Genomic DNA, 24,172 nt, shown 5'->3' with positions numbered 1-24,172 from the left:
CCATGTTTCCACAGCTCCTGCACCATTATATCTTGCTTATCATTGCAGAATATCTACAATCACTTTTTTGCTGCTTTTGGAAGAAGCCGCTTTTACTACGGTACGGATTGCCTTGGCGATTCTGCCCTGACGTCCGATCACCTTACCCATATCAGATGGTCCTACCTTCAGCTCAATGACAACTGCGTCATCCTTTTCTGTTTCGGTAACGACTACTTCGTCCGGATTTTCAACAAGAGATTTTGCAATTACTTCTACTAATTCCTTCATTACACACCTCCCTGATCTGTCCTAGAGCATATCAAAAGGCTCTAATCTGGACGTTACAGAAATACCCCCTGAGAGATACTTCTTATTTCTCGATTCCGGCCTGTTTGAGGATCTTAGCAACAACTTCTGTAGGCTGAGCACCGTTTGCAAGCCATTTCTTAGCTGCTTCTTCGTCAACCTTGCATACGCTTGGCTCCTGGTTCGGATCGTATGTTCCGATCTCCTCGATACATCTTCCGTCACGTTTGCTGCGGGAATCTGCAACAACGATTCTATAGTAAGGTGCTTTCTTCTGTCCCATTCTTCTTAATCTGATCTTTACTGCCATTTTAATTTTCCTCCAGTTGATTTCTCTTTATTAGTTTAATTTAGTTTGTTTATCTAAAAGGGAAGCTTAAAGCCGCCTCTTTTACCACCCATTTTGCCGTTCATCATGCCCGGCATCTGCTTCATCATCTTCTTGCTCTGCTCGAACTGCTTCACAAGGCGATTGACTTCTGCAACATCCACACCAGCGCCTCTTGCAATGCGGTTCTTGCGGGAAACATTGAGGATTCCCGGATTGGAGCGCTCCTGCGGAGTCATGGAAAGGATAATGGACTTGGTTCTGTCCATTGCTTTCTCATCGATCATACTCTCCACATCCTTCATCTTGCTTCCCATACCAGGGAGCATGTTCAGGATACTGGAAATGCCGCCCATCTTATTCATCTGCTCAAGGCTGGTAAGATAGTCATTGAAATCAAAGTCCATCTTCTTCAGCTTCTTGGACATTTCCTGGGCTGCTTCCTGATCAACAGCTGCCTCCGCCTTCTCGATCAGGCTCATTACATCTCCCATACCAAGGATACGGGATGCCATTCGTTCCGGATAAAACTGCTCCAGATCGGAAAGCTTCTCTCCCATACCTACATACAGGATCGGCTTGCCGGTTACGGCTTTGATGGAAAGGGCTGCACCGCCTCGGGTGTCACCATCCATCTTGGTCAGGATCACGCCGTCGATTCCAACCTTCTCTGTGAAAGCCTGGGCTACATTGACTGCATCCTGTCCGGTCATGGCATCAACTACAAGGATTGTAGCATCCACCTCAATATTAGACTTAATATCAGCAAGTTCCTGCATCATATCCTCATCAATATGAAGACGACCCGCTGTATCAATGATCACTACATTCTGCTGATTGGCCTTGGCATGTGCAATGGCTGCCTTGGCAATGTCCACTGGGCTCTGCTTGTCACCCATGGTAAAGACTTCTACGCCCTGCTTCTCACCATTCACCTGCAGCTGTGTGATCGCTGCGGGTCTGTATACATCACAGGCTACCAGAAGAGGTCTCTTACCCTTGGACTTGATCTTACCTGCAAGCTTGGCTGCGGTGGTGGTCTTACCAGCACCCTGGAGACCTGCCATCATAAGCACGGTAAGGTCATTGCCAGGCTTGATCGGAAGTTCTGTAGTCTCGCTTCCCATAAGATTAACCAGCTCTTCATTTACAATCTTGATGACCATCTGGCCTGGATTCAGTCCGTTCATAACGTCCTGTCCAACCGCACGTTCCTGTACAGATTTGGTGAACTGCTTCACCACTCTGAAGTTAACGTCCGCTTCAAGGAGTGCCATCTTAACTTCCTTAAGAGCGATCTTAACATCCTCTTCTGTCAGACGGCCTTTGCTTCTTAGCTTCTTGAATACATTCTGAAGTTTATCTGTCAAGCTTTCAAATGCCATGAATTATAACTCCTCTAAAATCACATTGGATATTGCCACGATATCATCCGCGTGATACCCGGATGCAAGCTCATGGATCTTCTGTACCTGTCCCCGGATATTCACAAACTTCTCAACCAGATGCAGCTTCTCTTCATATCCCTCCAGCGCCCTGTCGCAGCGTCTGACCATATCATGTACGCCCTGACGGCTGATATTCAGTTCTTCTGCAACCTCACTTAAGGAATAATCCTCCAGAACTACACTCTCGTAGATCTGCTGCTGTCTCTTCGTAAGAAGCTCTCCGTAAAAATCATAGAGCAAAGTACGTTCTACAAACTTTTCCATTCGTTATCACCTTGGGTATCATACCTTATTTCGCGGTGTGTGTCAAGTGTTTTTTCTTTACAAGTTGAATTATTTTACTTTCCATGCAAAAAATAATTTTTCTGCAGCATGTAAAAAGGCCGGGAATTGTAACTGTTTCATACCTTACAGTTGTGAACCAAAATGCATTCCAGATTTCTTCAGGAATAGCATCCCGGCACAATTCCCAGCCAAATAGTAATCGAATGATCAGTGAATCAGATTGTCGTCATCAAAGTAATTGATTCTCATGGACGCCTTTACATCCTTCAGAGTCTCAGCGGCTTTCGCCTCTGCTACCTTGCTGCCCTCTCTTAAGATGTCGTAAACATCCGGGATTCGCTGCTCCCACATTTTACGGCGCTCGCGGATCGGTCCAAGCTCTGCCTGGAGAACATTGTTCAGGAACTTCTTAACCTTCACATCTCCAAGTCCGCCTCTCTTGTAATGATCCTTCAGCTCATCCAGGTTCTGATAATCCGGAAGGAATTCCGGGAAATACTCTGGCTTGCAGAACGCATCCAGATAAATGAATACCGGGTTGCCGTCTACATTTCCAGGATCCTGAACACGAAGATGGTTCGGGTCTGTGAACATGGACATAACTTTTTTCTTCACCTCATCTGCCTCGTCAGAAAGGTAGATGCAGTTTCCAAGGGATTTGCTCATTTTGGCTTTGCCATCAATACCTGGCAGACGCAGGCATGCCTTGTTGGAAGGAAGCACGATCTCAGGCTCTGTAAGAGTCTCACCGTATACGGTGTTGAATTTGTGCACGATTTCCTTGCACTGCTCCAGCATTGGAAGCTGATCCTCCCCAACCGGAACTGCCGTTGCGCGGAAAGCGGTAATATCTGCTGCCTGGCTGATCGGATAGCAGAAAAATCCTACCGGAATGCTGGCTTCAAAATTACGCTGCTGGATCTCAGATTTTACAGTTGGGTTACGCTGAACACGGGCCACTGTAACCAGATTCATATAATAGAAGGTAAGCTCTGTAAGTTCCGGAACCATGGACTGGATAAAAATAGTGGATTTGTCCGGGTCAATGCCGCAAGCCAGGTAATCCAGTGCAACCTGGATAATGTTCTGGCGTACTTTCTCCGGATGCTCTGCATTGTCTGTAAGAGCCTGGGCATCTGCGATCATAATATAAATCTCATCATAATTGCCGGAATTCTGCAGTTTTACACGCTCAGATAATGAGCCTACATAATGTCCGACATGAAGACGTCCTGTTGGACGGTCACCTGTCAAAATTACTTTTTTCATAGTGGGTATACTCCTTATTTTTATAAGCTTGCGCGGATCACCTTCGGTCTGCAGCCTGCAGTCTCAAGTGCCTTCACGATCTGATTCTTATGGTCTGTACCAAATGCCTCCAGAGTGATCTTCAGCTCCACAGCCGCATTACGGTTGGTGCTTACAAACTGGTTGTGATCCAGCTTGATAACATTTCCCTGATTCTCTGCGATAATGGAAGCCACACGTACCAGCTCACCTGGCTTATCCGGGATCAGAACAGATACGGTAAAGATTCTGTCACGCTGGATCAGACCATGCTGTACAACGGAAGACATGGTGATCACATCCATATTTCCGCCGCTTAAGATGGAAACGACTTTCTTGTTCTTGAAATCAAGATGACGAAGAGCTGCAACTGTCAGAAGACCGGAGTTCTCCACGATCATCTTGTGATTCTCAACCATATCAAGGAAGGCAACGATCAGCTCATCATCCTCGATGGTAATGATTCCATCCAGGTTCTCCTGGATATATGGGAAAATATGGGATCCCGGAGTCTGAACTGCAGTACCGTCTGCAATGGTATTTACGTGAGGAAGGGTTACAACCTCGCCCTTTTCCAGGGAAGCTTTCATGCAGGCTGCTCCGGCTGGCTCAACACCGATAACTTTAATGTGAGGATTGAGCAGCTTGACAAGTGTGGAAACACCTGTTGCAAGTCCGCCTCCACCGATTGGTACCAGGATATAGTCTACAAGAGGAAGCTCCTGAATGATCTCCATTGCGATGGTTCCCTGACCGGTTGCAACAGCCGGATCATCAAAAGGATGGATGAAGGTATAGCCTTTTTCCTCTGCCAGGTCCAGTGCATAAGCACAGGCTTCATCGTAAACATCACCGTGAAGGATTACCTCTGCGCCGTATCCTTTGGTGCGCTCTACTTTAATAAGCGGTGTGGTGGTCGGCATTACGATCACTGCTTTCACACCATATTTATGTGCGGCATAGGCAACACCCTGTGCATGGTTTCCTGCGGAAGCTGTAATCAGCCCTTTGCTTCTCTCCTCATCGGAAAGAGTACTGATCTTGTAATAAGCTCCGCGCACCTTGTATGCGCCTGTTCTCTGCATGTTCTCCGGTTTAAAAAATACCTTGTTTCCGGTCAGTTCAGAGAAATAGCTGCTTTTCACCAGCTTGGTCTCCTGGGTTACCTGCTTAACAATTTCTGCCGCTTCTTCAAAACTCTCTAATGTAAGCATTTTTTATTTTCCTCTCAATGATTTCTTAATTTTCCTCCGGGTGGATATCAAACAGCGCGTCCACAAAAGAATTCGCATCAAACTTCTGCAGATCGTCAATGCTCTCGCCCACTCCGATATACTTCACCGGAATATCCAGCTCAGACTGGATTGCAACTGCAATACCGCCCTTGGCTGTACCGTCCAGCTTGGTAAGAATGATTCCGGTTACATTTGCCACTTCCGCAAACTGTCTTGCCTGCACAAGCGCATTCTGTCCGGTAGTTCCATCCAGAACAACCAGAGTTTCCAGATAAGCCTCCGGGTACTCTTTTTCCAGAATACGGTAAATCTTGCGAAGCTCTTCCATCAGGTTCTTCTTATTATGAAGTCTTCCTGCAGTATCACAGATCAGAATATCCGCATTTCGTGCCTTGGCTGCTGCCACTGCATCATAAACAACAGATGCCGGATCTGCGCCGTCCTGGCCGCCGATGATTTCCACGCCTGCACGGTTTGCCCACTGAGTCAACTGCTCCCCTGCTGCCGCACGGAAGGTATCCGCTGCGCCAAGAATGACTTTCTTGCCCTGATCCTTCAGCATGCCTGCAAGTTTTCCAACGGAAGTTGTTTTACCAACGCCGTTTACTCCAATCACAAGGATCACGGATTTGCGGTTCTCAAATTCATACTCGGTGCTGTCCACCGTCATTTGGTCCTTGATGGTATCAATGAGAAGCTCCTTGCACTCTCTTGGATCCTTGATATTGCGGATTTTCACCTGTTCCTTCAACCGCTCCAGAATCGCTGTGGTGGCATTGATTCCAATGTCTCCCATGATCAGGATCTCTTCCAGTTCCTCATAAAAATCATCATCTATGGTAGAATAGCCTGTGAAAAGAGAATCAAATCCTGCCACAATGTTGTCCCTTGTTTTTGTCAAGCCGCTGACAAGTCTTTTAAAAAAGCCTTTCTTTTCCTCTGCCATTTGCTCTCCTCCTTTTACTGCGTAAGCTGGTTCTCTACTAAATCTACGGAAACCAGTGCAGATACGCCTTTCTCCTGCATGGTAATACCATAAAGCCGGTCTGCGGCATTCATAGTACCACGCCTATGTGTTATTATAATAAATTGGGTGTTCTTCGTCAACTTCTGAAGATAACCCGCAAAACGACCTACGTTGGAATCATCAAGAGCTGCCTCGATCTCGTCCAGAAGACAGAAGGGAGATGGCTTCAGGTTCTGGATGGCAAAAAGAAGGGCAATGGCAGTCAGCGCCTTCTCTCCACCGGAAAGCTGCATCATATTCTGGAGCTTTTTGCCCGGAGGCTGGGAAATAATACGGATTCCAGCTTCCAGAATGTCCACATCCTCCTCAAGCTCCAGAGTACCCTTTCCTCCGCCAAACAGCTCCTTAAATGCCTTGTCAAATTCCTTCTGGATATCCTGGAATTTCTCGGTAAACTGCCTGCGCATTCCCTCATCCAGCTCCTGGATAATGTTTTCCAGCTGGGCTTCTGCTGTTTTCAGATCCTCATACTGTCCGGAAAGGAACGCGTGACGCTCGGAAATTTCCTTATATTCTTCAATGGCATTTACATTTACATTTCCAAGCTTCCGGATCTCGTCCTTTACCTGGGCAATGTCCCGCTTCATGGCGTTCAGGTCTGTAAGCTCTTCCTTTTTGTACTGAAGGGCATTGTTTGGCGTGATCTCATATTCGTTCCACAGATAGGAAATCTGGGCTTCCCTGTGCTCTTCCAGCTTCTCCATCTGGCTTTTCAGACGGTAGCACTCCTTATCCAGAAGGGAAATCTTGCCGGAAAGTTCATCACGCTTTTCGAAAAAGGCTTTGTGACTGGTGTTCTTCTCATCCTTTACAGCCTGCCAGCTCTCCAGCTGGGCTCTCGCCTTCGTCTCCTCTTCCCCTAAAGTTTTGATCACAGCTTCCAGGTCTTCCACAGACTGGCGCTTCTTCTGGTTCTCCTCACTGCCAAGGGTAAGAGTCTCATGGATATCCGCCTCTTCCTGGCGAAGAGCCTCCATCTCATGATTCAGACGATCCAGAGTCTCAGATGCAAAGCTTTCTTTCTGCTGTGCGGTGCTGGCTTCCAGACGAAGGGATTCCAGTTTCTTTGAAACCTCCTGCTCCTCTGTTTTCCACTCTTCCAATTCTTTCTGCCTGGTCTGGATAAAAGCTTCCAGCTCTTTTTCATCCTGCTCGGAAGCCTTCAATTCTTCTGCAATTTTATTGTGGTCTGCCTTGGCCTCCTCGATCTGGCGGCGGATCTCCATCTGTTCTCTCTGGATCTCGCCATAGCCAGCCTGGATTTCCTTTGTCTTGGCTTCCACCTGGTTCATATTCATTTTCGCAGTGTTCTGAGCAACGTACTGCTGGCGCAGCTTTTCCTGCAGATCTGCGATGGTATCACGGATTACATTGCGCTTGCTTCTGTTGTCATTGATGGATTTCTGCATGTCATCCATGTCTTTTTTCAATGCTTTGACGCTGGATTCCAGTTCCTCAATCTCACGGCGGCGTCCCAGAAGGTTGCTGTTGTTCTTAAAAGAACCACCAGACATGGAACCGCCTGGATTGAAGGATTCTCCCTCTACCGTTACCATGCGCAGGCTGTGCCTGTATTTTCTTGCAATGGCAATGGCGTGGTCAATATGATCCACCACCAGAACTCTTCCTAGAAGATAGGTTGCAAGACCAGTGTATTCCGGCCCTGTTGACACCAGTTCACTGGCAAGGCCAATCACTCCCGGCTCTCTCAGCGCTTCTCTCTGGGTAAAACTGCTCTTGGTATTAATACTATTTAAAGGAAGGAACGTAGCGCGTCCGAAACGGTTCTTTTTCAGAAACTCGATCATCTGCTTGGCAGTCTGCTCGTTGTCTGTGACAATGTTCTGGATGCTTCCTCCAAGAGCTGTCTCAATCGCAATCTCGTATTCCTTATTTACCTGAATCAGATCCGCCACAACACCTTTGATTCCAGGTGCACGGTCCTTCTGCTCCATGACGCGGCGGATACTGTTTCCGTATCCATCATACCGCTCTGTAATATTCTTCAAAGATTCCAGTCTGGATGCTTCCCGGTGATAGGCACTCTGGCCGATCTCCATCTGGCTGTTCTGCTGCTTTAATTCACTGGTCAGCTTATGTACTTCATCATCCAGGCGCTGGCACTCTGCATTCATTTCTTCAATAAGAGAGGTGATTCCCTGGAATTTCTCCCGGGCCTTCTCCATCTCGGTGTGCTGCTCTGCCTCTTCAGTTTTCAAATGAAGCTGTCTCTGGCTGATTCCGGCTCTTCGGATATCGATCTGCTCCATCATGGTATCGAAACGCTGGGCTTTTCCTCTTGTGGTGGCACGGGAATTGAGAAGTTCAATGATCTCATTCTTGCCGTTCTCCACTGCCTGGGTGCACTCTTCAATCTGCGCCTGAATATTGGAAAGGCGCTCCTCCTCATCTCCCTGGCGCTTCTTTGCCTGAAGAAGGGCTGCATGGAGCTGGGATTTCTCCTGCTCCTGGCTCTCTAAAGAAGTCTGGCGCTCCTTTAAATCTGCTTCAATGGTCTGCAGACGATTCTTGTAGTGCTCTTCATTTTGCACGCCTGCAAGGATCTGCTCTCTTAAAACCTTAATCTCGCCATCCAGCTGCTGCCTGCGGATTGCCTTATTCTGGGTATCCTCCCGAAGCTGGTCCATCTGGCTGGTAAGCTTCTCCAGTTCCTCTTCCAGACGGTCGTACTCCACCTTGGTCTGGTCGTAGGCTTTCTGGTTCTCTTCCAGTTCTTCTGCCGCCCGGGTGTTCTTTCCGTCCAGTTCCTTCAGTTCCTGGCTGGTTTTCTCGTTTTCCACAAGGAAACAGTTTACATCCAGTTCCCGGAGGGTATCTCGTTTGGCAAGATAAATTCTGGCAGTCTCAGACTGGCGCTCCAATGGACCTAACTGTCTGGTCAGCTCGCTTAAAATATCGGTTACACGCACCAGGTTGGCCTGCTCGTCCTGCAGCTTCTTGATGGTGGTATTCTTGCGGCGCTTAAACTTTACGATTCCGGCAGCCTCATCAAACAGCTCCCGGCGCTCCTCCGGCTTGCCGCTTAGGATCTTGTCGATCTGCCCCTGACCGATAATGGAATAGCCTTCTTTTCCAATACCGGTGTCATAAAACATCTCATTGATGTCCTTCAGACGACAGGCACTTCCGTTGATCAGGTACTCGCTTTCCCCGGAACGGTAAAGCCGCCTGGTAACTGTGACTTCGTTAAAATCAACCGGAAGCTTGTGATCGCTGTTGTCAAGGGTGATGGCCACAGAGGCAAAGCTTAAGGGCTTTCTGGTCTCTGTTCCGGAAAAAATAACGTCCTGCATGTTCCCGCCTCGCAGCTGCTTGGCACTCTGCTCGCCAAGAACCCAGCGGACCGCATCGCCTACGTTGCTTTTTCCGCTTCCGTTAGGTCCTACGATTCCGGTAATTCCGTTATGAAATTCGAAATTGATTTTCTGTGCAAAGGACTTAAACCCCTGCACTTCAATGTTTTTTAAATACATGTATTCGAATCCTTGTCATTATTGTTATAGGAAATCCGCTTTTATGCTTTCATTTTGCGGATTGCCTGATAAGCAGCTTCCTGCTCGGCAGCTTTCTTGGTATGGCCAACGCCTGTCCCCATCACCTGGCCGCTGACCAGAACATCCACAGTAAAGCTCTTGTTGTGATCCGGTCCTTCCTCTTTCATAAGGCGGTACTCCACAAGATGGGTTCCCTTCTCCTGTACGATTTCCTGCAGGATGGTCTTGCTATCATAAAAGAGCTGCTTGTTCTCAAGATCGTTCAGGATAAATTTCAGAACGAACTCCTTTGCGCTAGCAAAACCACCGTCCAGATAAATAGCTCCAAGCAGAGCCTCTGTTGCATCGGAAACGATAGAGTCACGGTTTCTTCCGCCAGTCATATCCTCACCTTTGCCAAGAAGCAGGTACTGGGGCAGTCCAAAATCCCTTGCACAGTAAGCAAGACTTGGCTCACATACCAGGCTGGCTCTCTTCTTGGTCAGCTCTCCTTCCGGGATCTGGATGTATTTCTTATAAAGGAAATCACTGCTGATCAGTTCAAGAACTGCATCTCCAAGAAACTCCAGACGCTCGTTGCAGCCTACCTTGCCAAGCTTCTTCTCATTTGCATAGGAGCTGTGTGTCAGCGCCAGAATCAGAAGATTCCTGTTCTTAAACTCATAACCGATCCGTGCTTCCAATGCTTTTAACTTTTTTTCCATAATTAACTTCCTTCCCTCTGGCAATCCGAATATGTTCTGATGCAGTGCTGTCTGGAAAACTCAAAAAAGTTTCCAGCAGCCACTTCCTTACTATCTCACAGCAGGTCTTTGCTGTGAAATTGATGTCAGAAAAAAATCATGTATCATATTCAGGCTGCCAGTATCTCTTTACTTTCTGCCTTATGCACTGCGCACTGGCAGCATATAAAGCTTTTATGCCTCTTCTTTTGGTGTCTCTGCTTTTTGTGTTTCTTCTACCATGTGCGCTGCGATCTTCTCGTTGATCTTCTGCTGTCTGAACTGTACGCACTGGAAAATGGCGTGGCGGATTTCTACAGCCTTGGCACTGCCGTGTGTCTTCACAACCAGTCCCTTCAGTCCCAGAAGCGGAGCTCCGCCGTACTCGCTTGCGTCAAATGCCTTCATGGTCTCCTTGATGGCCGGCTTCACCAGAAGTGCACCTACTTTGCTGCGGGTATCCTTCATAAGACCGCTCTTGATCATCTTCATGAAAGTACTTCCAAGTCCCTCATACAACTTCAGGATCACATTTCCCACAAAGGCCTCGCAGACAATTACATCTGCATAACCAGCTGGAATATCCCTTGCCTCAATGCTTCCGATAAAATTGATTCCCGGACACTCTTTCAGAAGAGGGAATGTCTCCTTTACAAGGGCGTTGCCTTTCTCTTCCTCTGCGCCGTTATTTACAATGGCTACCCGGGGATTCTTGATTCCCACAACGTCTTCCATGTAGATAGATCCCATCTTGGCAAACTGCACCAGATGGTCTGGTCTTGCATCTACATTGGCGCCGCAGTCGATCAGAAGAGAAACGCCTTTCTCTGTGGGAATCAGCGGTGCCAAAGGCGGACGCTGCACGCCCTTGCTTCTGCCTACGATCACCTGGCCGCCTACCAGAATCGCTCCTGAGCTTCCGGAGGAAACAAAAGCATCTGCTTCCTGCTTCTTCACAAGGTTCAGGCCTACCACAATGGAAGAATCCTTCTTCTTACGGATTGCAACCACCGGAGGTTCTGCAGTCTCGATCACCTCTGTGGCATTTACCACCTGAATTCTTTCTTTGGGGTAATTCTGAAATTTACTCAGCTCACTCTCAATTACTTCCTGCTTACCAGTGAGGATCACTACAATATCATCTCTCTCTGTAACAGCTTCTACAGCTGCCTTCACAGGCTCTGCCGGGGCGTTATCCCCGCCCATGGCATCTACTACTACTCTAACTGTCTCTGCCATATTCTTCTCCTCTTGGATTTCAGTTACTGCATCTTTTCCAGGCAGCAACATCTCTTCAACACTGTACTTCATTAATGTGAAAATATCCATTATAATCGGGACACGCAAAATCACAGGATCTTACACTATCCCGAATAATACTATTCTACTGTACTGCCCCCGGTAAGTCAATGCCAAACTTTGGATTACTCTTCACTTCGTGACTTGACTGAGCGGGCTAACTTGGTTATACTCACTTCGGGAGCAGATAGGTGCCGGTGTGCCTCCTGGTCTTCAAAACCAGTGTGGGGCGCTAATCCCGTCCCGGATGGGTTCGATTCCCATATGTTCCCGCCAAATAAAAATGCAAAAAAGCATTCACAAAGATCTTCTGTATGTCGCACAACACATTTTTGTTATTATAACTGCGCTGTCTTTTCACAATATAAAATTAAATATATTCCAAACTAACGACAACAGCTGAAAATTATATACGAGTAATTAATATTCGTTCCCCATTTGTCATCCTGGTAATTCTGTCCCTGTCAAAGCCTTCCAGCAGCGTGATTGCACATTTTCTGGATATCCCCAGCTGATCACGAAATTCTCCGGTTTTGATCACGCCCTTTTCCTTATATAATGTAACCGCCATATCCAATGCTTTCTTTCGAATATCCCGATGCATATAATGTTTCTCATCATATCGCACCAGCACACCGCTTCGCACCATTTTGAAAAAAACTGCTGAAAATTCTTTCTCCCTGGAAAAATCGGACTTCACCTCATCTGTCAAAGGCGGGATAAAACCCGAATTTAAATATAGATTCTGAATTTTGATAAATATGGGCGTACTTTCCAATTCATTCTCTTTGTTTTTGTTAATATTGTTATCATTTAGATCGTAATTTTTCCCTGCAGTTTCTATACTGTTTGTTTTATTGATTTGTGCCGGAACAAGCTTTGCTCCATTCCCGGACATCTCTTTACTCAAATCGGTGTCAGAACTTGTTTGAAAACGACGTTCTGCTCCCAGCTTTCGCCTTCTCTTCCGTTTCAACGCATTTGGATTTTCCACCACGCCTCCGCCGATAGTTTCCACCGGCGAATAAAACCGAATCACAAAATGATCACCAGCTTTCATCGCAGTCTGCTGTTCCATGCGAAGCTGCGCCACAGCTTCTTCCCCTGTTTTCATCACTTCTCTGTCAAGCAAAATCACCTTGCAGATCAATTCTGCCGCTCCGTGGTACAAATGTACCCTCGCGCCGCTTTTTAAAGACCGATGTCCGCTTTTCAACAATCTCAGTTTGACATCCGCCATCATCGTGCTCTCCATGCTATCTGCGGCCGCCAGGATTTCTCCTCTGGAAATCTCCTCTTTCCCAATTCCTGCCAAATTCACCGCCACACGCTGTCCCGGAAAAGCACGGCTTACATTCTGCCCATGAACCTGGATTCCTCGAACTTTCACTAGCTGGGCCTTTGGATACAACATGGCGCTTGAATCCATATCCAGTGCCCCATCCAATAACGTCCCCGTCACAATCGTGCCAAAACCCTTTAAGGAGAACACACGGTCAATTGGAAGCCGAAAACTGTTCACAGAAGCATTTCTCTGCGCATAATCTCCTCCTTGCGTCTCTTCCAGACACATCTGCCACAGAATTCGCCGAAGGTCCTCAATCCCTCTTCCGTCCACTGCACTGGTCACTACCACTGCCGCTTTCTCCAGAAAAGTTCCCGCCACGAACATCTGAATTTCTTCTCTCAGTCCCGGCTTCCATTCCAGATCTCCCTTGGTAATCACCACTACGCCTCTTCGAATTCCCAGCAATGAAAGAATATCCAGATGTTCCCGTGTCTGAGGCATCACCCCTTCATCCGCCGCAATCACCATCATGGCAATGTGGATTCCGCCAGCTCCTGCCAGCATATTTTTTATAAATTTTTCGTGTCCCGGCACATCAATGATCCCGGCCTCTTCCCCATCAGGAAGCTTCAAAAAGGCAAATCCATTCTCAATGGTAATCCCCCGCTTTTTCTCCTCCGCAAGCCGATCCGTATCTGTCCCTGTCAAGGCCTTCACCAGCCAGGTTTTCCCATGATCAATATGCCCCGCCGTGCCGATTATAATATGTCTTTTCATACTGCTCAACTTCCATAATAAAAATGGTCCCATGGTATCAACTATCTCAAATAATGATACCATGAAACCAAATTTCGCTCAAATATTATATTATGATATCAGGGGCAAAAGATTAAAAAGCCGTTCATGCTTGCATGATAAGGCGTTTGAACTTGGCCCCCTAACATCATATTATTCTACCGTCACCGACTTCGCCAGGTTTCTCGGCTTATCCACATCCAGACCTTTGGCAACGCTGACATAGTATCCCATCAGCTGCAGCGGCACAATCGCAAGGCTGGTTGTAAAGTATTTCTCTGTTTTCGGAACATAGACTGAGAAATCAGCGGTATCCTCAATGCTGTAGTTCCCGTAGCTGGTCAGTCCCATCAGATAAGCCCCACGGCTCTTAACCTCAACCATGTTGCTCAGTGTTTTTTCAAACAAATCCTTCTGGGTCATGACGCCGATTACCAGAGTACCATCCTCCACAAGGCTGATGGTTCCATGCTTCAGCTCGCCAGCTGCATACGCCTCAGAATGAATGTAGCTGATCTCCTTCATTTTCAGGCTTCCCTCCATGCTGATCGCATAGTCGATGCCTCTTCCAATAAAGAAAATATCATGAGCATTTGCATATTTACTTGCAAACCACTGAATACGCTCTTTGTCATCCAGCACCTTGCTGATCTTATCCGGCAGTGTCTCCATCTCAGCAAGAAGCTCAGACACACAGCTCTCCTCCAGTTTTCCCTGGACAAAAGCACTCTGGATAGACAGCAGATACATAGCGATCAGCTGTGTGCTATATGCCTTGGTAGTCGCAACGGAAATCTCCGGTCCTGCATAAGTATACAGCGTATAATCGCTCTCTCTTGCAATGCTGGAGCCAACCACATTGACAACGCTAAGTACCGGCACATTTCTCTCCTTGGCAAGGCGAAGAGCAGCCAGACTGTCTGCAGTCTCACCGGACTGGGAAATGATCACAACCATGGAATCCTCTGCCAGGATTGGATTGCGGTAACGGAACTCAGAAGCCACATCCACCTCAACCGGAATTCCTGCCATGGACTCGATCACATATTTGCCAACCATTCCAACGTGATAAGCGGAACCGCAGGCAACAATGTAAATTCTCTTAAGAGAAGCCAGCTTCTCATCGGTAAGGCCTGTCTCAGACAGATCCACATGTCCGTCTTTCACATAAGCACCAATAGTATCCTGAACTGCCTTCGGCTGCTCATGGATCTCTTTGAGCATAAAGTGCTCATATCCGCCTTTTTCTGCTGCTGCCGCATCCCACTGGATCTCCACAACATCCTTCTGGATCTCCTCGCGGTCGATATTATAGAAATGGATCTCATCACGGGAAAGCTCTGCAATCTCAAGATTGCCAATATAATAAACTCTTCTTGTCTGATCCAGAATAGCCGGAACATCCGATGCGATCAGGCATCCGGAATCCTTCTGGCCAATGATCAGCGGACTATCCTTACGGGCAGCAAACAGTTTGCCCGGATAATCCTTAAACATCACGCCAAAAGCATAGGAACCGCGGATACGCAGCATGGCTCTGGAAATTGCCTCCAGAGGCGTTCCTGTTTTCTTATAGTAATAATCTACCAGCTTCACAGCCACTTCTGTATCGGTCTGTGAATAAAATGTATAGCCGGAACGAAGGAGCTTCGCCTTCAGTTCCTGATAGTTCTCAATAATTCCATTATGAACAAGAACCACAGATCTGTCATCTGTGCAGTGAGGATGGGCATTGGTCTCAGAAGGCTCCCCGTGAGTTGCCCAGCGGGTATGTCCAATACCGCAGGTACCCGGCACAGCGGAACCGCCGTCCGTCTTTTCCACCAGAGTTTTCAGGCGTCCTTTGGCCTTCACAATGGCGATCTTGTCTGTCACTTCATTGCGCACCGCAATACCTGCTGAGTCATAGCCTCTGTACTCCAGCTTGGAAAGTCCCATCAGCAAAATCGGTGCCGCCTGCTCATCTCCTACATAACCTACAATTCCACACATAAATTTTTTCCCTCCAGTAAAATCTCCTCTAAAAACTTATAATCGGAGTAAGTATAACACAAAATGGAGAAATTAGAAAATATTTTTTTCCTTACTTCCTGTCTTCCTCTTCTTTCTCCTGTCCCGCAGTCTTCTGCCATGCTTCAACCCCTTCTGTATTTTCCTTCTGGAAAAGGATTTTAAAGGTCAGCATAAGAAGCTTCACATCCAGTTTCAGAGAATAGGTTTCGATATAAGTAAGATCCAGTTTCAATTTATCATATGGCGTTGTATTATATTTGCCATAAACCTGGGCATAGCCGGTAAGTCCGGCTTTTACCTTCAGACGATAGTCAAACTCCGGAATTTTCTCACAGTAAACAGCCGCGATCTCCGGCCGCTCCGGTCTTGGGCCAACCAGAGACATATCCCCTTTGAGAATATTAAAGATCTGCGGCAGTTCATCAAAATGAATGCGCCGAATGATTTTGCCCACAGGGGTAATTCTGTCATCCTCTTTTTTCGCCAGCTGTGCCCCTTTGACCTCAGAATCCATCTTCATGCTGCGGAATTTCAGAATCATAAAAATCTGTTTATCCCTGGTAAGACGAGGCTGCTTATAAAGCACAGGGCCACCATCATAAAGCTTAATCGCAAGCGCGATCACCAGCATAAATGGAGATGCGATCACCAGCATCAGCAAAGAAAATACAATATCCACAAGACGCTTGCAAAACAGCTGCTCTGCCGTCAGTCTCAAATTACGGGAAAGAAGAAGTGTTGTGTCAAATAAGTGGATATCATCTGCATTTCTAAGCATAATATCGGAAAGCTTGGGAATAGAATAACACCGGATATCCTTCTCAAAGCAATATTTCAAAAGCACATTTCGCTCATGGGACGGGATATCCCCTATTACTACAGCCTTATATCCGCAAATCTTCTCCTTAATCGCATCAAGTCCCAGGGAAATGGGAACCATTTCCTTAATTGCATATTTGTCCTCTCTGGTTTCCAGTTTGCTTCGCAGGTCACCTGGATTATGCTCGCCGTAAACCATCAGCATTTGTCTGGGCGGATACAGCCGGGTGTACACAAACCGCATGCCAACAACCCAGATCACCACGATTATAAGGTCAATCCCCGTCATAGCCAGCATTGGAGTGAGATGCTCCCCCAGTCTCCAGCGTCCGATCAGGCACAGCTGCAAATACGTAATAAAATTCACGCATACTACAGACAGGATCTGGGAATAAATCACCTCAAATACTCTCAGATATCCAACCTTAAAGCCGCCATAGATTTTATAGAAGAAATACAGCATCAGCACATACAAACCGATCACCACCTGATTTCCTCTGACAAAAAGCCTGCCGATCACCTCTTTGGACAAATAAAAATTATACCAAATATAAGCAAACAGCGCTGTCTCGATAGCAACAATCACTACCGATGACAAAAACATAATAATTCTCTTGTATCGTTCGCGATTTTCCATTTTTTCCTCCGGTAAGTATTAGAGCCTGTCTGAAAAAACATGCTCCAGTCAAATCATCTGACTTTTAATTCTTTCACAGCCTCATAGCTGACTCTGTCGCCAATATCATAGCGTTTTCCCGGCATATTCCACGCATACACATCGGTGTTCCTGCTAAGCCAGGCAGCAAAGCTTCCCGGCGCATCAGGCTTGCAGCCCGCATCAAGAGCTTCCGAAAGTCTTGCCGCGTCCTTTGCAAGATAGCAGTAAAATGGCGGCACTGCAAGATTTCCCTTTGGCACCTGCGGCTTCTCTTCATAAGAAAGAATTTTGTCATTTTCATCTTTCACAATGATGGCAGTCCTCTGCTGCTTCTTCAGGTCGTTTTCCTCATGGCACATGACGCAGGACGCCTGTTTTTCACGCATGAAGGACAGAAAACCTGAGAAAGAGAAATTCACCAGATTGTCTCCTGCCACCACCAGAATATCATCCTGAATCTGCAAAGTCTCTACTGCAAACAAAATATCCTTCACAGCCCCAAGGCGGTTCTCATTGTCTGTGGAGCCATCATCCAGCACTCTGATCGGCCTGGTAAATTTCTGCTCTGCTGCCCAGCTTTCAAAATGGTTGATAAATTTGTGATTGCTGATCACCACAAACTCCGTCACCTCCGGAATCTGGTCAATATCCTCCAACAGCCAGTTCAGAAGAGGCTTCCCTCCAACCGGCAGCAATGGCTTTGGAAAATTTTCAGTAAGAGGATACAGCCTTGTGGCATATCCAGCAGCTAATACAATACAAATCATTTTTCTTCTCGCTTTCTTCGTATTTACTATGAGCATGTTTAAAAAATCATTTCTGCAATGTCCCACAAATTGTGACACACATCTTACAGAAAATCTTTTTCAGGCATACTCAAAATTTTCATATCTATTTCATGACAACTCCATCTGCACTTTCACAGATATAAGCAGAATATTTTCCTTCCAGCTTCGGGAATGCGGACAAATATTCCTTTGTCACCTGTTGAACGATTTCTTCCTCATAATCCGGGTCGATCAGCGCCATACAGCAGCCTTTAAATCCGGCACCGCTGAATCTGCCGCCATAGATTCCCTTCGTCCGATTCATAATCTCATACATTGTGCGCAGCTCATCGGAACCGCTCTCATATAGATGGATGGAAGAATGACCGCTCTGGGATATCAGCTGGCCAAAGGTCTCAATATCGCCTTCTCTCCACGCTTTTACCCCGGCCTCCACACGGGCGGATTCCCCATAAAAATGCTCCGCACGCTTTCTGAAATTCTCCGGCAGACGGTCCTTATACTGCTCAAATACCTCTGATGGCACCTGTCTTAACACAGCATCCGCATATTTCCCGTAACTCATGCCGGAAAACGCCATAAGGTCATAGGCCGCTGACTTGCATTCATCCACACGAAGATTATACCCTGATCCAGCCAAGGTTCTCTCTACACCGGAAAAGAAAATAGCAATCTTGTAAGGCTTCATAGAACTGCTGGCAGGTATCCGCTCATAGCTGTCATCCGCCGTATCCAGATAAAGAAGATGGTCTTTTCTGCAATACACCTCGCAGGACTGATCCAGTTTTTCCGGAAGAAACGCCTACATATTCATTCTCCGCACGTTTGGCAATGGAAATAACCTCCAGATCAGACAGCTGAATCTGGTTCACCCTGCAAAGCACGCTGAGAAACGAAATGGTCACTGCTGCGGAGGATGACAGTCCTCCTATGGGAAGGGTTCCCTCAATCACTCCGTCAAAGCCAGTCCGAAGCGGATGCTTTTCCCCAAGATATTTGGCAGCACCCCTCAGATAATCTGCCCAGTCCCCCACTTTATGTTCTTCAATCGCATGAAGATCAAACTGGATTCCCTCCGGAAAATTCACGGAAGCCAGGCGAACGACACCGTCTTCTCTTTTTTTGTACGCAACGTGAATTCCTCTGTCAATTGCAAATCCCGTTACTTTTCCCAGCTGATGGTCAATATGCGCCCCAAGCGGACAAATGCGATAGGGACAAAATGCAGTATCCTCCGGCATCTGCTGATATAACTTCTGAAAAACCTCCTCACAATACATGGTGTATCTCCTTCTCTTTATAATCTTAGCCTAAATTGCTTTTTGCAAATATCTCTTCCTAATTAAATATGACCTCATATCCAAAAGGTCTTTGCCTCTGGCATTTTGTTATTATAGCATAAGGATACCCAATGAGCAAATACAGATATTTTCCAAAATACAGGAGTATTTCTGTGAAAGATTATATATTGATATTTTAAATAGAATTTTCTAGTTTGAGATGCTATTTAAAACAACATTTTAACAAAACAGGTGAACAAAATGAAAAAAATATCCAAAAAAATCGTGGCAGAAACCATCACTGCAAAAAGAAAAGAGAAAAAACTTTCCCAGGCAATGCTCTCAGAAATGACAGGAATTAACCGTTCCATGATTGGAAGAGCAGAAAATGAAGAATTTATGCCTTCTATTGAGCAGCTTCAGACCTTAGGCGAGGTTCTGGGATTCGAAGTAACCGACCTTTTCGTTGAGGAAGGAACTACAGCACCAGCCGCTGCTGCAAATCACATCACAGTCGATAAGAAATACAACATCGCAGTAGCAGGTACCGGCTACGTTGGCCTTTCTCTTGCTACTCTTCTCGCACAGCACAACCATGTTACCGCTGTTGATATCATCCCGGAAAAGGTTGAACTGATCAACAACAAAAAATCTCCTATTCAGGATGATTACATTGAGAAATATCTTGCAGAAAAAGATCTGGATCTGACTGCAACTACAGATGGAGAATCCGCATACAAGGACGCAGAGTTCGTAATCATCGCTGCTCCTACCAACTATGACAGCAAGAAAAACTTCTTTGACTGCTCTGCAGTAGAAACCGTAATCGAACTGGTCCTGAAAGTAAACCCGGATGCCACTATGATCATCAAGTCTACCATCCCGGTTGGCTACACCAAACAGGTACGAAGCAAATACAATACTCAGAATATCATTTTCAGTCCTGAGTTTCTCCGTGAATCCAAGGCCCTCTATGATAACCTTTATCCATCCCGTATTATTGTATCCTGCGATGAGGCTTCTTCTGAAAAAGCACATATTTTTGCATCTCTTCTGCAGCAGGGTGCTATCAAAGAAAACATCGATACTTTATTCATGGGATTCACAGAAGCAGAGGCTGTTAAGCTTTTCGCAAATACATACCTTGCCCTTCGTGTTTCCTATTTCAATGAGCTTGACACCTACGCAGAATCCAAAGGGCTGAATACAAAAGAGATCATCGATGGTGTCTGCCTGGATCCGCGAATCGGAACCCATTACAACAACCCATCCTTCGGCTACGGCGGCTACTGTCTGCCAAAAGACACCAAGCAGCTGCTTGCCAACTTCCAGAATGTACCGCAGAACATGATGTCTGCCATCGTCGAGAGCAACCGTACCAGAAAAGACTTCATTGCTGACCGTGTTCTTGAGATCGCAGGTGCATACGAAGCCAACAGCGCCTGGGATCTTTCCAAGGAAAAAGAGGTTGTGGTAGGCGTATACCGTCTTACCATGAAATCCAATTCCGATAACTTCCGCCAGTCCTCCATCCAGGGTGTTATGAAGAGAATCAAGGCAAAAGGTGCCACAGTGGTTATTTACGAGCCAACCCTTCCAGCAGGCTCCACCTTCTACGGAAGCCGCGTCATTGGCGATCTGAATGAGTTCAAAGCAATCTCTCAGGCCATTATTGCCAACCGTTATGACACTTCACTGGATGACGTACAGGAAAAAGTATACACCCGTGACATTTTCCGCCGCGATTAAAGGAGAGAAACCATGCAGAAAATTGATTTAAAAAATAAGACCGTTTTTGTAACAGGATCCGCCGGCTTCATCGGCAGCAACCTGGTACTGGAGCTTTTGAGAACCCAGTCCCCTATCAACATTGTGGGACTGGACAACATGAACCACTATTACGATGTTTCCATCAAAGAGTGGAGACTTTCTGAAATTGAGAAATGCGCAGCAGAACATCCGGAGTCTACTTACCAGTTTTACAAAGGCGACCTTGCTGACAAAGCAATGATCGATCAGATTTTCGCAAAGCACAAGCCTGCAGTTGTAGTAAACCTTGGTGCTCAAGCTGGCGTCCGCTATTCCATCACAAACCCGGACGCCTATATCCAATCCAACATGATCGGTTTCTACAATATCCTGGAAGCCTGCCGTCATTCTTATGACAACGGCGAAACCGGTGTGGAGCATCTGGTATATGCCTCCTCTTCCGTATACGGAACCAACAAAAAAGTTCCTTATTCCACAGATGATAAGGTAGACAACCCGGTATCTCTGTATGCCGCAACCAAAAAATCCAACGAGCTGATGGCCCACGCCTACTCCAAGCTCTATAACATTCCGTCCACAGGACTTCGTTTCTTTACTGTTTACGGGCCTGCCGGAAGACCGGACATGGCATACTTCGGCTTCACCAACAAGCTTCTGAAAGGCCAGACCATCCAGATCTTCAACTATGGAAACTGCAAGCGCGACTTCACTTATGTAGACGATATCGTAGAAGGCGTCAAGAGAGTTATGCAGGGCGCACCAGAAAAGAAAAACGGCGAGGACGGCCTTCCCATCCCGCCATACGCCGTATACAACATCGGCAACAACAGCCCGGAAAACCTTCTGGACTTCGTGGACATCCTTCAGCAGGAACTGATCCGCGCAGAAGTCCTCCCCGCTGACTACGACTTCGAGTCCCACAAAGAATTAGTCCCCATGCAGCCCGGCGATGTCCCCATCACCTACGCAGATACCACCGCTCTGGAGCGAGACTTCGGTTTCAAACCAAGCACTAGCTTAAGAGATGGATTGAGGAAGTTTGCGGAGTGGTATAAGGTATTTTATAAAATATAATGCAGAAGATGACGAACGCCCCGGCAGGATTTCCTGCCGGGGCGACATTATGTATTATGGTTCAAGCCATAACATTGATACAGCACATTTAGCATTTTCTTTTTAACTCGATTTATTTCATTTTAACTTTGCAATGTTAAAAGGTAAGTTTTTGAGTTATTTCTCTTCCTACCTTTCGATCACTATATTTTGACACCAACCACTTTCTCCACCCGTTCTGCACATAGTTCCCAAACATCCTCTATTCTAATATCTGTAGATTCATCCAATTCACATCCCATAAAATCTTCAGAATACCATTCATAATCTTTCTTTATATTGTATTTGTCTTCCAGCAATTCAGAAATTTCAGATTCTGTTACTATCCCATTCTCGACCAGCCTTAACATCAATCCGTAAGAAATCGTCTCCGAAAAAACAGATGAGATAAGCAAATCACACCAGACTCTGGTTACGTTTATTTCTTTTTCGTCCATTTTATAAAGCTCAGATTTTTGCTTTGCTTTTTGCAATAATAACAGATTCCTAATCTGATTCTCTGTTTTGTCATCTTTACTTATATCAATTTTATTCTCTTCAATCAAAGACTTTACAAGTGAAATTCTTTTCTCTTCCTTCAATTGCAATTCCTGTATACGCAAATACGCTTCATTTGTACGAACCACACATCGATCCAGCATTTCTGTGCTCATTTCAGAAAACCCAAATATCTGATATACCGTGTTTCCTAAACAGTATCATCAACTGGTAGTATATCACTTTTTCAAGCAGATGAAAATCTGCTTATTTGTCGTTGTCAAAATGAACAAGAATTTAACCATTTTCATATTTCATAAATTTTTCAAGGCATTTCTTTTTAAATGCCAAGTAATCTCCGGAATATGCTTTATTTATCTAAATACCATTGTTCCATGAACTATAACGTTCAGGAAGATCGCGCCAAGGTGCCCCACTACGGGCAAGCCATACAATTCCATTCATAATAATACGATTGTCTTTCCTTGGACGCCCTTGTTTTCCAGTATTTTCAGGAGGCAATAAAGGCTCAATGCGAAGCCATTCTTCATCAGTTAACTCATATCGTCTTAACATAGTGAACCCCCCCTTTTCTTTATTTTATCATGAAAAAGGGAAATAAAACATGCGTTTTGTGCAATTTTTATTTTTCAGACACGCTCTAGAATGTAAGGCAACGATGGGAAAAAGATGTGAAAGTATGTCTTGAAAACCTGTCGTATTACTGGAATAATATGACAATTATGAAGCTGCATAGATATGCAAAACCGCCTATACTCAGCTAGTTTGGAACTGAGTATAGGCGGTTTTTATACCGTTTTCAATATTCAGATTTTACCTTGTACTAAAGCAATAATACGCCCAATAATACAGCAATCAATACTACCATAATAACTCCATAAAAAACTATCATTTTTTTACTGCAAGTCTTATGGTTAATAAAAAACATAATTAATCCCAGGAATAAGCAAATAACAATACCTAGCGACAAATTCATAACTGCTACATACTTTGTATTTGCAAATGATTTTCCCAGATTACTGAAATTAACTGTAATCAGAGAAAAAACGGATACAAAGATTCCCATAAGAGTTAATATATTCGCATATATATGATTTATCTTTTCATCCAAATCATTATTCGCATCCTTTATCTTCTCCATACGTTTCTCATATTCATCCTTATATTCCGCCATACCTCTATACTGGTCTTCATCATTAAAAGATGCGTTCTGCTGCTGATCATATGTATGTTCAGGTACATCACTTAATTGCTCAAAAAATATCTGGGCGATTTTATCACCTTTCTTCACTTTGATCGTATCAGAAGTAATATTCTGAACACGCAGATAAATATAAGTTTCATGCCCTGGGAAATAGTGTGGCCCGGACACCCATAATCCCTGCCTTATTCTGGAATTCTTCTCTCCAATTCTTCCCATTAAATCCTTAGGCATGTGGATTTTCTCTTCCATTTTAACAAAAATCACTTCATTCGGATGCAAAACATAAGAATCAGCTAGTTCATCCTGCGCAACAATCCCTAATATATGTAAATCGTATGACACTGCATTTACACAGGATTCATCATAGCATCCATCACAGAATATCTCAGACTGACGATTTTTAATGTCTTTATCAACTAATATCATAATTCTTCGCCTCTCTTCTAGATGGATATTATTATAGCACAGAATGTGCAAAATTCAATTCAGATTTTTTTACAATCTGCTATTTT

Annotated in this window: 20 protein-coding genes, 1 tRNA gene and 1 pseudogene; 3 read left to right on the top strand and 19 right to left on the bottom strand. The window is 45.5% G+C overall.

Annotated elements, in window-relative coordinates; all coding sequences use genetic code 11:
* Positions 1-39 precede the first annotated feature (39 nt).
* From H8S54_RS06310 to plsX, 10 genes are all read right to left on the bottom strand, one after another.
* The gene (locus H8S54_RS06310; RefSeq protein ID WP_021926512.1) at positions 40-270 is read right to left on the bottom strand and encodes a KH domain-containing protein; all 231 of its coding nucleotides are present in this window, start codon (positions 268-270) and stop codon (positions 40-42) included.
* A gap of 82 nt (positions 271-352) precedes the next feature.
* Complete coding sequence (rpsP, locus tag H8S54_RS06305; protein WP_117852013.1) at positions 353-598, bottom strand: 30S ribosomal protein S16; 246 nt, start codon at positions 596-598, stop codon at positions 353-355.
* A gap of 53 nt (positions 599-651) precedes the next feature.
* Complete coding sequence (ffh, locus tag H8S54_RS06300; protein ID WP_186901123.1) at positions 652-2,001, bottom strand: signal recognition particle protein; 1,350 nt, start codon at positions 1,999-2,001, stop codon at positions 652-654.
* Between the two features lie 3 nt (positions 2,002-2,004).
* Entirely contained in the window at positions 2,005-2,328 is a 324-nt protein-coding gene (gene ylxM, locus H8S54_RS06295; protein WP_117852021.1) for a YlxM family DNA-binding protein, read from the bottom strand.
* A gap of 228 nt (positions 2,329-2,556) precedes the next feature.
* A complete protein-coding gene (gene trpS, locus H8S54_RS06290; RefSeq protein WP_021925986.1) occupies positions 2,557-3,618 on the bottom strand; it encodes a tryptophan--tRNA ligase in 1,062 nt (353 codons plus the stop codon).
* A 20-nt stretch (positions 3,619-3,638) separates the two neighbouring features.
* A complete protein-coding gene (gene ilvA / locus H8S54_RS06285; protein WP_186901122.1) occupies positions 3,639-4,850 on the bottom strand; it encodes a threonine ammonia-lyase in 1,212 nt (403 codons plus the stop codon).
* Between the two features lie 25 nt (positions 4,851-4,875).
* Complete coding sequence (ftsY, locus tag H8S54_RS06280) at positions 4,876-5,817, bottom strand: signal recognition particle-docking protein FtsY (protein WP_021925988.1); 942 nt, start codon at positions 5,815-5,817, stop codon at positions 4,876-4,878.
* A gap of 14 nt (positions 5,818-5,831) precedes the next feature.
* The gene (gene smc, locus H8S54_RS06275) at positions 5,832-9,392 is read right to left on the bottom strand and encodes a chromosome segregation protein SMC (RefSeq protein WP_186901121.1); all 3,561 of its coding nucleotides are present in this window, start codon (positions 9,390-9,392) and stop codon (positions 5,832-5,834) included.
* Positions 9,393-9,433: 41 nt separating this feature from the next.
* Positions 9,434-10,117: a ribonuclease III gene (rnc, locus tag H8S54_RS06270; RefSeq protein ID WP_021925990.1), complete on the bottom strand. Its 684-nt coding sequence runs from the start codon at positions 10,115-10,117 to the stop codon at positions 9,434-9,436.
* 213 nt (positions 10,118-10,330) lie between these two features.
* Positions 10,331-11,374 carry a phosphate acyltransferase PlsX gene (plsX, locus tag H8S54_RS06265; protein WP_021925991.1) on the bottom strand — a complete coding sequence of 348 codons (1,044 nt, stop codon included), beginning with the start codon at positions 11,372-11,374 and terminating at the stop codon, positions 10,331-10,333.
* A gap of 239 nt (positions 11,375-11,613) precedes the next feature.
* On the opposite strand from plsX, the gene H8S54_RS06260 reads away from it, so the two are divergent.
* A tRNA-Sec gene (locus tag H8S54_RS06260) sits at positions 11,614-11,710 on the top strand.
* A gap of 130 nt (positions 11,711-11,840) precedes the next feature.
* Here H8S54_RS06260 and selB read toward each other — a convergent pair.
* The 6 genes from selB to H8S54_RS06230 form a co-directional block, all read right to left on the bottom strand.
* Positions 11,841-13,499: a selenocysteine-specific translation elongation factor gene (gene selB / locus H8S54_RS06255; RefSeq protein WP_186901120.1), complete on the bottom strand. Its 1,659-nt coding sequence runs from the start codon at positions 13,497-13,499 to the stop codon at positions 11,841-11,843.
* Between the two features lie 171 nt (positions 13,500-13,670).
* Positions 13,671-15,509 (bottom strand): glutamine--fructose-6-phosphate transaminase (isomerizing), encoded by a 1,839-nt coding sequence (gene glmS, locus H8S54_RS06250; protein ID WP_117852039.1) that lies wholly within the window; start codon positions 15,507-15,509, stop codon positions 13,671-13,673.
* Positions 15,510-15,600: 91 nt separating this feature from the next.
* Entirely contained in the window at positions 15,601-16,986 is a 1,386-nt protein-coding gene (locus tag H8S54_RS06245; RefSeq protein ID WP_117852044.1) for an exopolysaccharide biosynthesis polyprenyl glycosylphosphotransferase, read from the bottom strand.
* Between the two features lie 53 nt (positions 16,987-17,039).
* On the bottom strand, positions 17,040-17,774 hold the full coding sequence (locus H8S54_RS06240; protein ID WP_186901119.1) for a nucleotidyltransferase family protein: 735 nt from the start codon (positions 17,772-17,774) through the stop codon (positions 17,040-17,042).
* 124 nt (positions 17,775-17,898) lie between these two features.
* Positions 17,899-18,561, bottom strand: a complete 663-nt coding sequence (locus H8S54_RS06235) for a hypothetical protein (protein WP_186901118.1) — start codon at positions 18,559-18,561, stop codon at positions 17,899-17,901.
* A complete protein-coding gene (locus H8S54_RS06230) occupies positions 18,515-19,075 on the bottom strand; it encodes a GHMP family kinase ATP-binding protein (protein WP_186901117.1) in 561 nt (186 codons plus the stop codon). Before H8S54_RS06230 ends, H8S54_RS06235 begins: the two co-directional genes overlap by 47 nt.
* A 261-nt stretch (positions 19,076-19,336) precedes the next feature.
* Here H8S54_RS06230 and H8S54_RS06225 point away from each other — a divergent pair, with 261 nt between their 5' ends.
* Positions 19,337-20,824, top strand: coding sequence for a nucleotide sugar dehydrogenase (locus H8S54_RS06225; protein WP_186901116.1), 1,488 nt, complete (start codon positions 19,337-19,339; stop codon positions 20,822-20,824).
* A 12-nt stretch (positions 20,825-20,836) separates the two neighbouring features.
* Positions 20,837-21,919 (top strand): GDP-mannose 4,6-dehydratase, encoded by a 1,083-nt coding sequence (locus H8S54_RS06220; protein ID WP_186901115.1) that lies wholly within the window; start codon positions 20,837-20,839, stop codon positions 21,917-21,919.
* A gap of 182 nt (positions 21,920-22,101) precedes the next feature.
* Here H8S54_RS06220 and H8S54_RS06215 read toward each other — a convergent pair whose 3' ends face one another.
* The 3 genes and pseudogenes from H8S54_RS06215 to H8S54_RS06205 form a co-directional block, all read right to left on the bottom strand.
* Complete coding sequence (locus tag H8S54_RS06215) at positions 22,102-22,611, bottom strand: hypothetical protein (RefSeq protein ID WP_186901114.1); 510 nt, start codon at positions 22,609-22,611, stop codon at positions 22,102-22,104.
* Positions 22,612-22,837: 226 nt separating this feature from the next.
* Positions 22,838-23,011: pseudogene (locus H8S54_RS06210) on the bottom strand (transposase); the annotation flags it as partial.
* Positions 23,012-23,279: 268 nt separating this feature from the next.
* Positions 23,280-24,086, bottom strand: coding sequence for a dCTP deaminase (locus tag H8S54_RS06205; protein WP_021925884.1), 807 nt, complete (start codon positions 24,084-24,086; stop codon positions 23,280-23,282).
* Positions 24,087-24,172 lie beyond the last annotated feature (86 nt).

The organism is Blautia segnis (genome assembly GCF_014287535.1).
Classification (GTDB): domain Bacteria; phylum Bacillota; class Clostridia; order Lachnospirales; family Lachnospiraceae; genus Blautia_A; species Blautia_A acetigignens.
This window is presented reverse-complemented; position numbering and strand designations above follow the sequence as displayed.

Excerpts from the sequence above, each read along its gene's own strand:
- ftsY (WP_021925988.1), bottom strand. The coding sequence starts at position 5,817 with ATGGCAGAGGAAAAGAAAGGCTTTTTTAAAAGACTTGTCAGCGGCTTG.
- rnc (WP_021925990.1), bottom strand. The coding sequence starts at position 10,117 with ATGGAAAAAAAGTTAAAAGCATTGGAAGCACGGATCGGTTATGAGTTT.
- H8S54_RS06220 (WP_186901115.1), top strand. The coding sequence starts at position 20,837 with ATGCAGAAAATTGATTTAAAAAATAAGACCGTTTTTGTAACAGGATCC.
- rpsP (WP_117852013.1), bottom strand. The coding sequence starts at position 598 with ATGGCAGTAAAGATCAGATTAAGAAGAATGGGACAGAAGAAAGCACCT.
- H8S54_RS06245 (WP_117852044.1), bottom strand. The coding sequence starts at position 16,986 with ATGGAAAATCGCGAACGATACAAGAGAATTATTATGTTTTTGTCATCG.
- glmS (WP_117852039.1), bottom strand. The coding sequence starts at position 15,509 with ATGTGTGGAATTGTAGGTTATGTAGGAGATGAGCAGGCGGCACCGATT.
- H8S54_RS06230 (WP_186901117.1), bottom strand. The coding sequence starts at position 19,075 with ATGTATTGTGAGGAGGTTTTTCAGAAGTTATATCAGCAGATGCCGGAG.
- ilvA (WP_186901122.1), bottom strand. The coding sequence starts at position 4,850 with ATGCTTACATTAGAGAGTTTTGAAGAAGCGGCAGAAATTGTTAAGCAG.
- ffh (WP_186901123.1), bottom strand. The coding sequence starts at position 2,001 with ATGGCATTTGAAAGCTTGACAGATAAACTTCAGAATGTATTCAAGAAG.
- trpS (WP_021925986.1), bottom strand. The coding sequence starts at position 3,618 with ATGAAAAAAGTAATTTTGACAGGTGACCGTCCAACAGGACGTCTTCAT.
- H8S54_RS06205 (WP_021925884.1), bottom strand. The coding sequence starts at position 24,086 with ATGATATTAGTTGATAAAGACATTAAAAATCGTCAGTCTGAGATATTC.
- smc (WP_186901121.1), bottom strand. The coding sequence starts at position 9,392 with ATGTATTTAAAAAACATTGAAGTGCAGGGGTTTAAGTCCTTTGCACAG.
- plsX (WP_021925991.1), bottom strand. The coding sequence starts at position 11,374 with ATGGCAGAGACAGTTAGAGTAGTAGTAGATGCCATGGGCGGGGATAAC.
- H8S54_RS06215 (WP_186901114.1), bottom strand. The coding sequence starts at position 22,611 with ATGAGCACAGAAATGCTGGATCGATGTGTGGTTCGTACAAATGAAGCG.
- ylxM (WP_117852021.1), bottom strand. The coding sequence starts at position 2,328 with ATGGAAAAGTTTGTAGAACGTACTTTGCTCTATGATTTTTACGGAGAG.
- H8S54_RS06310 (WP_021926512.1), bottom strand. The coding sequence starts at position 270 with ATGAAGGAATTAGTAGAAGTAATTGCAAAATCTCTTGTTGAAAATCCG.
- H8S54_RS06240 (WP_186901119.1), bottom strand. The coding sequence starts at position 17,774 with ATGATTTGTATTGTATTAGCTGCTGGATATGCCACAAGGCTGTATCCT.
- H8S54_RS06225 (WP_186901116.1), top strand. The coding sequence starts at position 19,337 with ATGAAAAAAATATCCAAAAAAATCGTGGCAGAAACCATCACTGCAAAA.
- selB (WP_186901120.1), bottom strand. The coding sequence starts at position 13,499 with ATGAAAAGACATATTATAATCGGCACGGCGGGGCATATTGATCATGGG.